The organism is Nocardia abscessus NBRC 100374 (assembly GCF_000308455.1).
Lineage (GTDB): Bacteria > Actinomycetota > Actinomycetes > Mycobacteriales > Mycobacteriaceae > Nocardia > Nocardia abscessus.
Genome location: NZ_BAFP01000044.1, coordinates 21988 through 36845, shown reverse-complemented (window position 1 = coordinate 36845; position 14858 = coordinate 21988). Strand labels below are relative to the sequence as shown.

Annotated in this window: 13 protein-coding genes and 1 pseudogene; 6 read left to right on the top strand and 8 right to left on the bottom strand. The window is 69.9% G+C overall.

Annotation, left to right across the window (positions count from 1 at the left end; translation table 11 throughout):
* Positions 1-47: 47 nt before the first annotated feature.
* Positions 48-992 (bottom strand): endonuclease/exonuclease/phosphatase family protein, encoded by a 945-nt coding sequence (locus tag ON19_RS09270; protein ID WP_043689057.1) that lies wholly within the window; start codon positions 990-992, stop codon positions 48-50.
* Positions 993-1104: 112 nt separating this feature from the next.
* Between ON19_RS09270 and ON19_RS09265 the strand changes: the two genes are divergently transcribed.
* Entirely contained in the window at positions 1105-1506 is a 402-nt protein-coding gene (locus ON19_RS09265; protein ID WP_157229636.1) for a hypothetical protein, read from the top strand.
* Between the two features lie 116 nt (positions 1507-1622).
* Here ON19_RS09265 and ON19_RS09260 read toward each other — a convergent pair whose 3' ends face one another.
* Together ON19_RS09260 and ON19_RS09255 are read right to left on the bottom strand one after the other, a co-directional pair.
* Positions 1623-2270 (bottom strand): cysteine hydrolase family protein, encoded by a 648-nt coding sequence (locus tag ON19_RS09260; RefSeq protein WP_043689053.1) that lies wholly within the window; start codon positions 2268-2270, stop codon positions 1623-1625.
* Positions 2271-2272: 2 nt separating this feature from the next.
* Positions 2273-2599: a YciI family protein gene (locus ON19_RS09255; RefSeq protein WP_043689051.1), complete on the bottom strand. Its 327-nt coding sequence runs from the start codon at positions 2597-2599 to the stop codon at positions 2273-2275.
* A 116-nt stretch (positions 2600-2715) separates the two neighbouring features.
* On the opposite strand from ON19_RS09255, the gene ON19_RS09250 reads away from it, so the two are divergent.
* Positions 2716-3051 carry a winged helix-turn-helix transcriptional regulator gene (locus ON19_RS09250; protein ID WP_043689049.1) on the top strand — a complete coding sequence of 112 codons (336 nt, stop codon included), beginning with the start codon at positions 2716-2718 and terminating at the stop codon, positions 3049-3051.
* A gap of 43 nt (positions 3052-3094) precedes the next feature.
* Here the strand turns inward: ON19_RS09250 and ON19_RS09245 are convergent, their stop codons facing one another.
* The 3 genes from ON19_RS09245 to ON19_RS09235 form a co-directional block, all read right to left on the bottom strand.
* Positions 3095-6106, bottom strand: a complete 3012-nt coding sequence (locus ON19_RS09245; protein ID WP_043689046.1) for a bifunctional [glutamine synthetase] adenylyltransferase/[glutamine synthetase]-adenylyl-L-tyrosine phosphorylase — start codon at positions 6104-6106, stop codon at positions 3095-3097.
* A gap of 57 nt (positions 6107-6163) precedes the next feature.
* Complete coding sequence (locus ON19_RS09240) at positions 6164-7501, bottom strand: glutamine synthetase family protein (protein ID WP_043689044.1); 1338 nt, start codon at positions 7499-7501, stop codon at positions 6164-6166.
* Between the two features lie 162 nt (positions 7502-7663).
* On the bottom strand, positions 7664-9208 hold the full coding sequence (locus tag ON19_RS09235) for an alpha/beta hydrolase (protein WP_051168677.1): 1545 nt from the start codon (positions 9206-9208) through the stop codon (positions 7664-7666).
* A 181-nt stretch (positions 9209-9389) separates the two neighbouring features.
* Between ON19_RS09235 and panB the strand changes: the two genes are divergently transcribed.
* The 4 genes and pseudogenes from panB to ON19_RS43650 all read left to right on the top strand — a co-directional run bounded on the left by panB (position 9390) and on the right by ON19_RS43650 (position 12909).
* Positions 9390-10247, top strand: coding sequence for a 3-methyl-2-oxobutanoate hydroxymethyltransferase (gene panB / locus ON19_RS09230; protein WP_043689151.1), 858 nt, complete (start codon positions 9390-9392; stop codon positions 10245-10247).
* A 360-nt stretch (positions 10248-10607) separates the two neighbouring features.
* Positions 10608-11057 (top strand): hypothetical protein, encoded by a 450-nt coding sequence (locus ON19_RS09225; RefSeq protein ID WP_043689042.1) that lies wholly within the window; start codon positions 10608-10610, stop codon positions 11055-11057.
* Between the two features lie 13 nt (positions 11058-11070).
* Positions 11071-12018, top strand: a pseudogene (gene pip, locus ON19_RS43655) (prolyl aminopeptidase); the annotation flags it as partial.
* A complete protein-coding gene (locus ON19_RS43650; RefSeq protein ID WP_255218375.1) occupies positions 11998-12909 on the top strand; it encodes a CHAD domain-containing protein in 912 nt (303 codons plus the stop codon). The pseudogene pip and the gene ON19_RS43650, both read left to right, overlap by 21 nt.
* A gap of 24 nt (positions 12910-12933) precedes the next feature.
* Here ON19_RS43650 and ON19_RS09215 read toward each other — a convergent pair whose 3' ends face one another.
* Complete coding sequence (locus tag ON19_RS09215) at positions 12934-14385, bottom strand: RNB domain-containing ribonuclease (protein ID WP_043689040.1); 1452 nt, start codon at positions 14383-14385, stop codon at positions 12934-12936.
* A 15-nt stretch (positions 14386-14400) separates the two neighbouring features.
* Positions 14401-14733, bottom strand: a complete 333-nt coding sequence (locus ON19_RS09210) for a hypothetical protein (protein WP_043689036.1) — start codon at positions 14731-14733, stop codon at positions 14401-14403.
* Positions 14734-14858: the final 125 nt, after the last annotated feature.

Here is a 14858-nt window from a genome sequence, read left to right as displayed (position 1 = left end):
TGCGGTATCAGCAACACCGGAACCTGCGCATCATAGCGGAGCGCCGTTCAGTGCAGCCGGATTCGAGCGATGAGGGCTCGGTGGTCGGAGCCGGGGATGGTGAGGCTGTGCAGGTCTTCGGCGGTGGCGTCGGCCAGCAGGATGTGGTCGATGCCGATGACCGGGCCCCAGCTGCGGTCCTCCGGGTAGGTGGGCAGCAGACCGGCCCCGGTTTGGTCGGCGGCCGAGGCGAAGCGGCCACGCAACAGATCGCGATAGGCGGTGTGGTCGCGGGTCGCGTTGAAGTCGGCGCCGACGATAGCGGAGCCCTGGTGCGCGTCGAGGATTTCGCGGGTCTTACGCATCTCCGCGGTCCAGGCGGGGAAATTGAAAGGCGGCGGGACCGGATGGAACGCGAAGACGGTGATCGGTCCGCGTTCCGGGTGATCCATCGTCGCGGAGATGTTGTGCAGGATGTAGCCGTCGTACTTCCTGGTGTCCCGCAACGGGTACCGGCTGTAGATTCCGGTGCCGCCCCCGCCGTCGCGGGTGGGCTCGGTGTAGCGATGGGGCAGTTCGCCGAGCAGGCCCGCGCCCGCCAGCCGCTCGATCGCGGCCTCGGTCAGTTCGTCGACGGTCAGCACGTCGACGTGGTCGTCCCGCACCGCGCGCACCACGGCGGCCGGATCGGCGCCGCCGAACAGCAGATTCGACTGCATGACGGTCAACTGCGGACCGCTCGCGGCGCGGCTCTCCGGCACGAACACGGGCACCAGCGTCCACAACACCGCCGCGGCCAGCACCCCGGCGACGGCCGCGCTGCGCCACCCGCGCGCGATCAGCAGCAGCACCACGCCGGCGATCGCGCCGAGCATCAAGTACGACGCCCCCGAGGCGAGCAGCACCAGCCCGCGCTGCTGCCACGCGCCGAAATGCAGCACGATCCCGACGGCGCCCACAGCGACAGCGCACCACCCCACACCGAGCAATGCCCGGCCCATCCATTTACGCATGCGGTCGAGCCTAGGCAATGTCTTCGAAGACGCGGTGGAGCGCAGGTGTGGGTTCTGTGTGGCTCGAGTGAGATCCGCGCCGTGTCTACACTGGCTCACTACTGTCGGCGACGTGACGAGGTCGAGGATGTACGTCGAGGAATTTCCCGCGAAGGGGCCGCTCACGGCGGAGATCGCCGAAGACCTGGCCTTCGTTCCGGGCGTATCCCGTTCGTCCGTCACGATCAGCAGTAACGGGCGCAGCGTGCACGCGCCCGTCCTGCCGGTGGCCTGGGACATCCTGCGGATCGACTCCGGCACCATGGTCACCGTCACCGCCGCGAACGGGCTCGGTGACGAAGACCGGCTGGCCATACGCCAGTTCGTCGACCGCTTCCAAGCTTTGACCGACACTCCGAGCACTCGGTCGGCGGCACGCGCGGCCGATGCACCGGACGGGATCGGCAAGCGCACGTTCCGACTGCGAGGCTGCGGTGGGAGGACCGCCACCCCGCGCGGGTCGCGGCCCTCCTGAGCATCACCGGCTCGGTTGTCGGCGCGATGCGGGTGCGGCGGAGTACCGGCGCAGGGTGTTCGAGCTTTCGCGCGATGGCGGCCCGGCCGAACACTGGATGGATCGCGTCGCGTGCATCACGGTGTGCGGCGACTCATCAGATCGCTCAGTGCGGCCGTGCCGGTGGTCAGCGATCCTCCCGCGAATTGCAGAGTGGCGTAGGACCTTTCGGCGGCTTCCGGGTGGCCCGCCCCGCAGGCGTCGGGGACGATGATCGGCAGATAGCCCAGATCCAGGCTGTGCCGGACCGTCGGCTCGATGCCCACTTCCATGGCGATGCCAGCGACGGCGTAGGTATCGATGCCGCTGTCGCGAAGGGCGAAGTCCAGCGGCGTCGACGCGAACGCCGACATGGTGATCTTGTCGAACACCACCTCGTCCGGTCCGGGCGTCAACTCGGGCACCAACTGGAACTGCGGTGAGCCCTGCGGAAAGCTGGAGCGCAGGGCGGCTGGGTCGTCCACCCGCTGCCAGGACATCGCGGAGCGCAGCTGCGCGACACCCGAGGCCGCGACCGGCAGCGACATGTGCCGGGTATAGAACACCCGGAAACCACCCGCCCGCGCGGCGTCGCGCAACCGCACGCACGCGCGGACGATCTGCTCCCCCTCCGGGATCTGCCGCACGATGCCGACCTGCATGTCGTAGATGAGCAGCGCCATCCGCGCGGGATCGCAGGCGTCGGATACGGTCTGCGGGATGCTCAGGCCGAAAGCGTGTCGCATGCTCACGCGGTCCGGTCGTAGGGCTCGGCGACATCGACGGCCGGGTCCATCAGCGCTTCCAGCGGCAACGGCGCCTGCACCGGGACGTAAGTCCACTCCAGGTACCCGGCCTTGGTGAGCGGGAAGTCGGCGACGTACTTCTGCGCCTCCTCGACGCTGTCGACCTCGAACACGATGACCACGCCGGGCTCGTCGGCTCGGGCGTAGTTCTCCCGGACGATGCCCGCCTTCCACAGCCGCCACACGTTGGCGACCTCCTCGGGCAGGTACGGGTTGATCGTCTCCAGGGTGACGCCGGGCTTGAATCGGTCGAAAACGATGACCTTCATTGCTGTTTCGCTCCATGTTTGCGGTTGTCGATTTGAACGGCATCCATGGAATCGTGATGATTACAGTGTTACAAGAACGCACTTTTCGGTGAGTAGGTAGCCAGGAGGTCCGCCGCGTGCCCGACAAGCGCTACCAGTGCGCCGTGGAGGTGACCGTCGACCTGATCGGCGGCAAGTGGAAGCCGGTGATCCTGGCCCACCTCAAGGAGGGCGTGCACCGCTACGGCGAGCTGCGCAGGCGGATGCCGACCACCAGCGAGAAGATGCTGGTCCAGCAACTGCGCGAACTGGAATCCGACGGCCTGGTCCGCCGCACCGTCTTCGACACGGTGCCTCCGCAGGTCGAGTACACCCTCACCGACGAAGGCCGCACCCTCGTCCCCGTCCTCACCGCGCTCTACGACTGGGGTGAACAGCGGGCGGCTCGCACCGGCCTCACCCTCGGCTCGTGAATCCGTCCGTGCGCAGACGCAGGACCTGGTGCGAGCGGAACCGTCACGCGCCGAAGACTCGCTCGACGACAGCTTTGGCGCGCCGCGTGACGCGCATGTAGTGGTCGAGGAATTCGCTGCCGTCGTCGTTGGGCCACCCCGCGACGCGCGCGACGGCGGACAGGAGGCGGCCCGGGCCCGGGAGCTGGTCGCTCGGCTTGCCGCGCACCAGGACCAGGGCATTGCGCGCGTTGGTGGCGGTCAGCCACGCGTCGCGCAGCAGCGCCACGTCGTGGGCGTCCAGCAGCTCGGTCTGCTCGATCACGTCCAGCGCTTGCAGCGTGGAGGTGTTGTGCAGGCCGGGCACCTCGTGGGCGTGGCGCAGCTGCATCAGCTGGACGGTCCACTCGATGTCGGCCAGGCCACCGCGTCCGAGCTTGGTGTGCGTGGCCGGATCCGCGCCGCGGGGCAGTCGCTCCGCGTCCACCCTGGCCTTGATCCGCCGGATCTCGCGCACCGCGTCGGCCGACACACCGCCCTCCGGGTACCGCACCTTGTCGATGACGTGCAGAAAGCGCACCCCGAGCGCCTCGTCACCGGCCACCTGGTGGGCGCGCAGCAACGCCTGCACCTCCCAGGGTTGCGCCCATTGCTCGTAGTACGCGGCGTAGGCGGCCAGCGTGCGCACCAGCGGGCCGTTGCGCCCCTCCGGACGCAGCCCGGCGTCGACGTGCAGCGGCGGGTCGGTGCTCGGCGCTCCGAGCAGCTGCTGCACCCGGTCGGCCATCCCGGTGGCCCATCTCACGGCCTTGGTCTCGTCCTCGCCCGGCCGCGGGGCGCAGACGAACAGCACGTCCGCGTCGGAGCCGTAGCCGAGCTCCATGCCGCCGAGCCGGCCCATGCCGATCACCGCGATGTCGGCGGGCGCGGGCGCACCCCGCTCCGCCTCACTCGCCCGGATCACCGCCAGCAACGACGCTTCGAGTACCGCGACCCACACCGACGACAGCGCCCGGCACACCTGCGGCACCTCGAGCATGCCGAGCAGATCGGCCGACGCCACCCGCGCCAGTTCGTGCCTGCGCAACGAACGAGCCGCGGCCACAGCGCGTTTCGAGTCATCGTAGCGAGCGGCGGCGGTGAGGATGCCCCGGGCCACCTCGTCGGGCTGCGGGCCCAGCAGCAGCGGGCCACCGGGTCCGTCGGCGTACATCCGGATGGTCTCGGGCGCGTTGATCAGCAGATCGGGCAGATACTCCGAGGAGCCGAGCACGATCATGAGCCGCTGCGCGATGGCCCCCTCGTCGCGCAGTTCGCGCAGGAACCAGATCTGGTCGGCGAGCCCCTCCGACACCCGGCGGTAGGCCAGCAGGCCCGCATCGGGATTCGGTGTGTCGCTGAGCCATTCGAGCAGCGTCGGCAGCAGCAGGGCTTGAATGCGGCCCTTGCGGGACACTCCCCCGGTCAGCGCCTTCAAATGACCGAGCGCGTGCTCCGGCGCCGCGTAGCCCAGAGCGGCCAGCTGCCGAATCGCGGCCTGAGGGCTCAGGCGCAACGCGTCGGAGTCCAGGCGCGCCACCGATTCCAGCAGCGGCCGGTAGAACAACTTCGCGTGCAATCGCCGCACTCGCACCGCGTTCCGGCGGATCTCGCTGCTGAGCACACCGACCGCGTCCTGTCTGCCGTCGGGCCGGATGTGCGCGGCACGGGCCAGCCACCGCATACCTTCCTCGTCGTCGGCGGCGGGCAGCGTATGGGTGCGGCGTAGTCGCTGCAGCTGGAGCCGGTGTTCCAGCAACCGCAGGAATTCGTAAGACGCCGTGAGGTTGGCCGCGTCGTCGCGACCGACGTACCCGCCCGCGGCCAGCGCGGTCAGCGCCTCGACCGTGCCCTGCACGTGCAACGTCTCGTCCACCCGCCCGTGCACCAACTGCAACAGCTGCACGGCGAATTCGACATCGCGGAGGCTGCCGTGCCCGAGTTTGAGCTCACGCTCGCGCAGGTCGGCGGGGACCAGATCCTCCACCCGCCGGCGCATCGCCTGGACGTCGGCGACGAAGTCGGGACGTTCCGACGCCTGCCAGACCATCGGCATCAGCGCGGCTCGGTACTGCTCGCCGAGCGCGAGATCACCGGTCGCCGGGCGGTTCTTCAACAGCGCCTGGAACTCCCAGGTCCGTGCCCACCGCTTGTAGTAGGCGACGTGCGAATCCAGCGTCCGCACCAGCGCCCCGGCTTTGCCCTCCGGCCGCAGCGCCGCGTCGACCTCGAAGAAGGCCTGGCTCGCCACGCTCATCATCTCCGCGGCCAGGCGCGTGGCGGTGGCGTCGGCGGGTTCGGCGACGAAAACCACGTCGACGTCGCTGACATAGTTCAGCTCGCGCGCGCCGCACTTGCCCATCGCGAGCACGCCCAGCCGCACCGAAACCGGGGCGTCCTTGCAGACTCGCGCCACGGCGACCGCCAGCGCCGCGGTCAGGGCGGCGTCGGCCAGGTCGGTGAGCTGCCTGCCGACCACCTGGTAGGGCAGCACGGGCTCGTTCTCCACGGTGGCCGCCAGATCCAGCGCGGCCAGCAGCATCAATTGGTCCCGGTACCGTCGGCGCAGCAAGGCCACCACTTCGGGGCCGGAGATCCCGGCGCGCAGCAGCAGCGGCGCCGCGTTCGGCCCCCGCTCGGGTTCCGCCTCGACCACCGCGAGCAGATCGGCGATCAGCTCGTCGCGTTCGGGCAACTCCTTGCGGCGCAGAACCTCCCAGGCCGACGGTTCGGCGACGAGGTGATCGCCCAGCGCGCTGGACGAGCCGAGCAGCGCGAACAGCCTGCCGCGCAGCGACGTATCCGCGCGGATCGCCGAATCGATTGCGTCCCAACCGTTTCCGATGCTCTCGCGCAGCCGCATGAGCGTGCTCAGCGCGAGGTCGGCGTCCGGTGCGCGGGACAGCGCCCACAGCACGGGGATGCTCTCGACGTTGTCCCAGCCAAGTTCGCGCAGCGACGCGGCAGCGGACGGCTCGAGCAATCCGAGCCGGCCGACACCGGGGACGGCGGAGCGCGCAGACGGTGGCCGGACCATGGTTCTCAAATTACATGGCCGGGACCGGGGGCACGCCGCCCACGGACATCGCCCGGGTTACAACCCCAGGTATTCCTTGAGCTCGAACGGCGTGACCTGGCTGCGGTAGTCCGCCCACTCCCGGCGCTTGTTGCGCAGGAAGAAGTCGAACACGTGCTCACCGAGGGTCTCGGCGACCAGTTCGGAGCGCTCCATCGCCTGTAGCGCCTCGTCCAGCGTGCCGGGCAGCTCACGGAAGCCCATCGCGCGCCGCTCCGCGACGGTCAGCGCGAACACGTCGTCCTCCGCCTCCGGCGGCAGCGTGTAGCCCTTCTCGATGCCCCGCAAACCCGCCGCGAGCAGGACGGCGAAGGTCAGGTAGGGGTTGCACGCGGAATCTGGGCTGCGAATCTCGACACGGCGCGAGGACGACTTGTTCGGCGTGTACATCGGCACGCGGACCAGCGCGGAACGGTTGGACCGGCCCCACGAGGCGGCCGTGGGCGCCTCGCCGCCGTGGATGAGGCGCTTGTAGGAGTTCACCCACTGGTTGGTGACCGCGCTGATCTCCGGGGCGTGCTCGAGGATGCCCGCGATGAACGCGCGCGCCGTCTCCGACAGGTTCTGCGGGTCGTCGGGGTCGTGGAAGGCGTTGGTCTCGCCTTCGAACAGGCTCATGTGCGTGTGCATCGCCGAACCCGGGTACTGGGCGAACGGCTTGGGCATGAAGGTCGCGCGCACGCCCTCGTCGATGGCCACTTCCTTGATCAGGTAGCGGAAGGTCATCACGTTGTCGGCCATGGACAGCGCGTCGGCGTAGCGCAGGTCGATCTCCTGCTGGCCCGGTGCGCCCTCGTGGTGGCTGAACTCCACGGAGATGCCCATGGACTCCAGCGCGTCGATGGCGTGGCGGCGGAAGTTCGGCGCCGAATCGTGCACGGCCTGGTCGAAGAAGCCGCCGCTGTCCGCGGGTACCGGCGCGCCGCCCTGCGGGCCGTTCTCCAGCAGGAAGAACTCGATCTCCGGGTGCACGTAGCAGCTGAAGCCGACATCGCCCGCCTTGTTCAGCTGGCGGCGTAGCACGTGGCGCGGGTCGGCCCAGGACGGCGAACCCTCGGGCATGGTGATGTCGCAGAACATGCGCGCGGAGTGCTGGTGGCCCTTGCTGGTGGCCCACGGCAGCACCTGGAAGGTCGACGGATCCGGCCTGGCGACCATGTCGGCCTCCGAGACGCGGGCGAAGCCCTCGATGGCCGAGCCGTCGAAACCGATACCCTCTTCGAACGCGCCTTCCAGCTCGGCGGGGGCGATAGCGACTGACTTCAGGTAACCCAAGACGTCGGTGAACCAGAGACGTACGAAGCGGATGTCCCGCTCTTCGAGCGTCCGCAGCACGAATTCCTTCTGGCGATCCATGCCCGCGAGCGTAAGCATCCGGCGTTAAATCTGTGTTACATACACGCTTAAGATTGCTGACCTGGATTTTTTCGAAAGACTCCGCACAGCCGGATCGTCCGGTTTGTGAGATTTTTCCGCTGCGAACCGTGCGGCGTCACCCGTCAGCAACCGCCGCCGAGGTCAGCAGGTGAGGCCGGGAGCGGGTTCGGTCAGGTCGATCAGATAGGCGGTGACCGCGTCGTCCACACACGGCACGCCGCCCGCCAGCGCCACCGTGTGCCGGTTGCCCTGGTAGGTGATCAGCGCGGCGCCCAGCTGCGCGGCCAGGTCGACGCCGGCCTGGTACGGCGTGGCCGGATCCTCGGTCGTGGACACCACCACTGTCTTCGGCAGGCCCGTCACGGAGATACGGTGCGGTTCACTCGTGTTCGGCACCGGCCACGCGGTGCACAGCTCCAGCGGCGCCGCCCCGGTGGCGCGGCCGTCGTCCAGGAACGGTGCCGCCTTGCGGTACTCCGCGTCCTGGCGGGCGGTGACCTCACGATCGCTGATGCGCGGGTCGTCGACGCACCGGATGGCGTTGAACGCGTCGGTGGTGTTGGAGTAGCTGCCGTCGTCGCGGCGGCCGTCGTAGATGTCGGCCAGCGCCAGCAGCGTGTCGCCGCGTCCGTCCCGCAGCTCGGACAACCCCAGCGTGAGCACCTTCCACAGCTCGTCGGTGTAGAGCGCCTGGCGCACGCCGGTGAGCGCGTCACCGTAGGTCAGCCCGCGCGGATCGGTAGTCGGGGCAGGCTTGTCCCACAGCGGGTTCACCAGCGCGCGGAAGCGCGGCACCGCCTGCGCCGGATCGGCGCCGAGCGGGCAGTCCGGCTGCTTCGCGCAGTCCGCGGCGTAGGCGTCGAACACCTTCTGGAAGCCCGCCGCCTGCCGCAGCGACTCCTGCACCGGGTCCTGCGAGGAGTCGATGGCGCCGTCGAGCACCATGGCGCGCACCCGGTCCGGGAACTTCTCCGCGTACGCCGAGCCGATCTTCGTGCCGTAGGAGTACCCGATGTAGGTCAGCTTCGCGTCGCCCAGCACGGCACGCATGACGTCCATGTCCTGCACCACTTCGCGGGTGCCGACGTGCGCGAGGAAATCCTTCCCGGTGCGCTCGGCGCAGCGGTCGGCGTACTGGCGATTGTCGGCCTCGGCGTCGGCGATGCCCTCCCCGGTGTAGTCCTCCTGGGGCTCGGCGCGCTCGGCGTCCTGTTCCCGCGGGGTCTGGCAAACGATCAGCGGTGTGGAGGAGCCGACGCCGCGCGGGTCGAAACCGACCCGGTCGAAGCGCTCGGCCAGCGGCGTCTTGTTACCGAGCGAGGACATCGCGAGCCCGGACTCCCCCGGCCCGCCCGGGTTCATCAGCAGCGAACCGACGCGCCGTCCGGTCGCCTGGACCCGGGACACCGCGATCTGCGCGGTCGGGCCGTCCGGCGCCGCGTAGTCCACCGGCACGGTGATCCGCGCGCACTGGGTACTCGGGGGCAGCCGGTCGTCGGGTCCGCCGAAGTCGGCGCAGTCTCCCCACTGCACGGCCTGGCCGTAGAACTTCTCCAGTCCGGTGGGCGCGGCCGGCATCGGCTGACCCGATTCGGTGCGGGTGACGGCGCATCCCGAGACCAGGACAGCGACCAAGGCCGGCACCGCCATCACGAGCGCACCGCGCCTACTCCGCACCGTCGACATGTCTCGATATTGCCATCGAGCGAACCTGGACGCCGACCCGGGCGAGCCCACGCGCCGCTGTGACCAATTGCACCGGTCATCGGCCTTAATCCGGCGCCGTGGCGGGTGGCACACTGAATCTCGTCAGACAATCCCGGGGACCCGGACGGGCCCCGAGGCGACACAGACGAAAGGGACGATGATGTCCGTATCCGATTCGGAAACCCCTGCCTACGGTGCGGCGCCCGCGGAGCCCAAGAAGGTCGCGCGCAAGACCCGGGTGCACCACCTGCAGCAGATGAAAGCCGACGGCGAGCGCTGGGCGATGCTGACCGCCTACGACTACTCCTCGGCGCGGCTGTTCGAAGAGGCAGGCATTCCCGTGCTGCTGGTCGGCGACTCCGCGGCCAACGTCGTCTACGGCTACGACACGACCGTACCGATCACCGTGGACGAGCTCATCCCGCTGGTGCGCGGCGTGGTGCGCGGCGCACCACACGCGTTGGTGGTGGCCGACCTGCCGTTCGGCACCTACGAGTCCTCCCCGCAGCAGGCCCTGGCCACCGCGACCCGGTTCATGAAGGAGGGCGGGGCGCACGCGGTGAAGCTGGAGGGCGGCGAGCGCGTCGCCGAGCAGATCGCGGTGATCACCGCGGCGGGCATCCCGGTCATGGCGCATATCGGCTTCACTCCGCAGAGCGTGAACACGCTGGGCGGATTCCGGGTGCAAGGCCGCGGCGACGGTGCCGAGCAGCTGATCGCCGACGCCATCGCGGTCCAGGAGGCGGGCGCGTTCTCGGTGGTCATGGAGATGGTTCCGGCCGAGCTGGCCGGGCAGGTCACCCGCAAGCTGACCATTCCGACGGTCGGCATCGGCGCGGGCGCCGACACCGACGCGCAGGTGCTGGTCTGGCAGGACATGGCCGGCTACACCAGCGGCAAGACCGCGAAGTTCGTCAAGCGCTTCGGCAACATCGGCGACGAGTTGCGCACTGCCGCCGCCGCGTACGCCGACGAAGTGCGCCGGGGCACCTTCCCCGGCCCGGAGCACAGCTTCTGACCGACGGCTCCGAGGAGACGACGACCGGCCGGGCAGCGCGCACCCGTCACGCGGCTCGGCCGACCGCCGCAACCGTTCGTGGACCGGGCGCCACACCCACGACATCGAAATCAACAGCCCCGCCGTGGAAAGCAATCGCCGAGCCTGGTCCTTATCGGCCCGCATCTCCACCGAGCCGGGCCGATGTGGGTGCAGGCGAACGCGCGCGCCTTCACCGTGCTTCGCAGCCCCAGGATCTGCTCGACGAGCTGCGCGGGCACTTCCGCTGCACTATTCCCAGCGAAATCGGCGGGTTCGGGCCGGTCGGTGAAATCAATGGCAGACTCGATGCCGACAATACCGACACGACCAGAGGTACCGATGCCGTACAGCCGTTGGATTTCACGCAGCACCCTGCTGGTGGCGGGCGCTCTCGCCGCCGCGGCGTTGACCGCTTGCGGCAGCGAGACGAGCCCGGACCCCACCGGCAGCTCGAGTTCGACCACGGCGTCGGCCACCGCCACGCCCGGCAAGACCTCCGGCAGCGTCACGCCCGCCAGCCCGGAGATCTCCGACGCGGCCGCGGCCCAGCTGTGCGACATGATCCGGCCGGAGCTGTCCAACTGGCGCATCCAGGGCGGGACCCTCGGCAAGATCGGGCTGAACGCGCTGGTGCACGAATGGGCGCTGCGCAACGGCGGCATCAACGCCGCGGTGCTGGGCGACAAGCCGATCGTGGACCGCGTCACCACGAAGAGCTGCGCTGACGTGCGTCAGCAGGCCATCGAGGCGCTGGGCATCCCGGATCTGGCCTCCGGTCTGGCGTTCTGATCCGGCCGGCCCGATGCGCACCCTCTATCCCGCGATCGAGCCCCACGAGTCCGGCATGCTGGCGGTCGGCGACGGTCAGTCGGTGTACTGGGAGGTCAGCGGCAACCCGGACGGCAAGCCCGTGGTGTTCCTGCACGGCGGCCCCGGTGGCGGCACCGCGCCGTTCCACCGGCGATTCTTCGATCCGGCCGCCTACCGCATCGTGCTGTTCGACCAGCGGGGCTGTGGCCGCTCCACCCCGCATCTGGCCGACGGCGCGAGTCTGGAGCACAACACCACCGGGCACCTGATCGCCGACATCGAGGCGCTGCGCGAGCATCTGGCCGTCGAACGCTGGCAGGTATTCGGCGGCTCCTGGGGTTCCACGCTCGCGCTGGCGTACGCGCAGCGGCACCCCGAACGCGTGACCGAACTGGTGCTGCGCGGAATCTTCCTGTTGCGCCGCAAGGAAATCGACTGGTACTACAACGGCGCCGCGGGTTACGTCTACCCGGACGAGTGGGAGAAGTTCCTCGCGCCGGTACCCGAGGACGAACGCGACCAGGACCTGGTCGAGGTCTACCACCGGCTGCTGCACTCGCCCGACGAAGATCTCGCCCGCGCGGCCGCGATCGCCTGGTCCACCTGGGAGGGCGCGACGAGTTCGCTGCTGCCGCAGCCGGATCGAGTGGCCGAAACGGCCGAGCCCCGGTTCGCGCTGGCTTTCGCCAGAATCGAGAACCATTACTTCCGCCACGGCGGGTTCCTCGACGAGGGCCAGCTGCTGCGCGATATCGCCGCCATCAGGCACATTCCCGCCGTGATCGTGCAGGGCCGCCACGACATCGTCTGTCCGGCGGTCAGCGCGTGGGAACTGCATCGGGCCTGGCCCGGGTCGGTCCTGCACATCGTCGACGACGCCGGGCACGCGGCGAACGAGCCCGGAATCACCCATCACCTCGTGGAAGCGACCGACCGATTCGCGAAAGTGGGAGTGAGCACGGTGACCACGGCCGCAGACGCGCTGATCGGCGCACTTCGAGACGACATCGACCGGCTCTCGGCCGCCGAGCCCGACGTCCGGGCCGACGCGGAGGATTCGGTTCATCAGATGCGGGTGGCCACCCGCAGGCTGCGCAGCGTGCTGCGGTCCTACGGCACACTGCTGGTCAAGAAACCGGCCGCAGCGATGAACGCCGAACTCAAGTGGCTGGCCGGCTTGCTCGGCGAGGCGCGGGACGCGGAGGTGCGCGCCGATCGCTTCGCCGCGCTGCTGGCCGAGCACGGCGAGCAGGCCGAGCCCGCCGATCTCGACGCGGTCACCGCACGTCTGGTGAACGCCGAGCGGGATCGCTATCGCGCGGCTCACGACGAGGTCCTGGCCGCGTTGGACGGCAAACGCTACCGCAAGCTGCATGACGAACTGGCCCGGTGGCGCACCGCCCCGCCGCTGCGTCACTCCCGCGCCGAGGCGCCCGCGACGGAGGTCTTCGGGGAGGTGCTGCGGCGTGATCTCGACCGGGTGGCGTCCCTCGTCCGCGCCGAGCCCACCGTGGACCCACACGAACGGGTCGAGCTGCTGCACGATATCCGCAAGAGCGCCAAGCGTTTACGTTATTCCTGTGAAGCGGCGGAGCAGGTGATCGGGGACGAAGCCGCCGAGCGAGGCCGCCGAGCCAAGAAGCTACAGACGGTGCTCGGCGACCATCGCGACGCGGTGGAGTCGCACAGCGCGATCGTGCACCGGGCGGCCGAAGCCGCGGCGGCGGACGAGGATGCGGGCCTCTACGACATTCTCGCGGCCGCGGAGGACGCGGCGGCCGGTCGTGAACTGAGCCGCTACCCGGCCACCGCCGCCGCGCTGTTGGGATGAGTCACCTCGGGTGACCGCACCGGTTCACGCCGGGTAGGCGAAAGACACCTTCCGTTCCCTCGGGTCCGCCGTCACCAACCGCACCCGTACCGTCTCCCCTTCCGGCGGACGGCCCGCGCACGGCCCCAGCACCGGCGGATCCGCGATGAAGACCACGGCCGGGCGATTCCCGTTGGCCTCGCGTACCACGACGGCGTCGAACTCCGCGCCGGCCCGCCGCGCCAGCAGGGTGGACTCGGTCAGGTCGATACAGGCGCGTTCGATCTTGCCCGCTACGCCGTCGCTGCGCCGCATGGCCTCGGCGGCGCCCGCCAGCCCGTCCCGCACCCAGCTCGGCACCTCGGCGCCCGCGCACCTGGCCAGGCAGATCTCGGTCGCGAACCGGTCCGACAACCGCCGCAGCGGGGCGGTGACGTGCGCGTACGGAGCGCCGATCGCACTGTGGCGCAGCACTGCCGGTGCGGACGGCTCGCCCGCCGCGCCGTCGACGACGGTGTAGGAGGCTCCGCGCAGCAGGGTCGTCGCCTCGGACATCAGCACCAGCGCGGCGGGCGTGTTCGGGTCCAGCCGGGCCAGCATCCGCCCGACCGCTTCGTCGGCGGGCCAGGCCACGTCCAGCGCCTGCGCGGTCCGGCGCATCGAATCGATCGCGGAATCCGACGGCGGCGGCATGGTGCGCAGCAGCGCGACCCGCTCGCCCGCGGGCGCGTCCGCGTTCAGCATGATCTGCGCCGCGCACATACCGGTCAGCAGCGAGACCTGCTCGTTCCAGTCGTCGGCGGCGGTGCGCGGTTCGACCACCAGCCGCCAGTGCCCGTCGGCGCGCTCGTCCTTGACGACGGCTTGCGCAGGCAGCCGCAGTCCGATCGCACCGCGCGCCAGCCCCGCCTCCATGCGCCGCGTGCCGAATTCCGGCAGGGCGGCGATGGACGGATGCAGCCGACCGGCCTCGGCGTCGGCCTGCACGCGCGAGTAGTCGAGCCGGGCCCGGGAGCGCGCCAGCGCCCGCACCACGGTGAACCGCACCGGTTCGGCCTGCTCGTCGAGTTCGATGGTCCACAGCGCGACCGGACGCGTCCGGTCGGGAAGCAAGCTCGCGGACCCTTCCGACAGCTCGCGCGGGTGCAGCGGCACCGTGCCGTCGGGTAGATAGAAAGTTTGGCCCCTGGCGCCGGACTCTTTGGCGAGTGCGCCGTCGGGCGGGATCACGGCACCCACATCGGCGATGGCGTAGTGCACGGTGAAGCCGCTGGGGGTGCGATCGATGTGCAGGGCCTGGTCCAGATCCATGGCCCCGGGTGGGTCGATCGTCACGAACGGGATGTCCGTGCGATCGACCCGGGAGCCCGCGAACGCGTCCACCGCGTCGCGGGCCTCCGCGCCGGCCTCGGCGGGATACGCCGAGGCCAGCCCGAACTCGGACCGTATGGCACCGAAATCGACCGGTGCCGAGACGATCCGCTGGTGGAGTTCCACGCTTCGGCGCCGGTCCTACTGCAGCGCCAGCATGGTGCCGTTCAACTGGTCGAACGGCCCGTAGACGGTGAAGGTGACCCGGCCACCCGGCACCGAGGACGACACCTCGGCCGCCGCGTCCAGCGCCTGACCGAACGAGGCGGCGGACGGGTGCGGCAGCCCGGCGAGGGCCAGGCCGAGGTTGTTCTGGTGCACGAATACCGTGTCGGCGGGACTGAGGTCGACCTGAACCCCACCCGGCAGCGGGGTCACCGCGACCGCGCCGGCGGAACCCGCACCCAGCGCCGCGAAAATCGAAGCGGCGCCGGCGACCAATGCGCCGGCGACTATGGAGCGAACTACTCGCATATGTGTTGAGACCTGCTTTCCCGCGATAGAAGTATGAATGGCCCGGTACTGCCCCGCACCGCGCCTTGCCAACGGCGACTACTTTATGACGTCGATCACGATCTGGGCCAGTTCCGCACGAATCG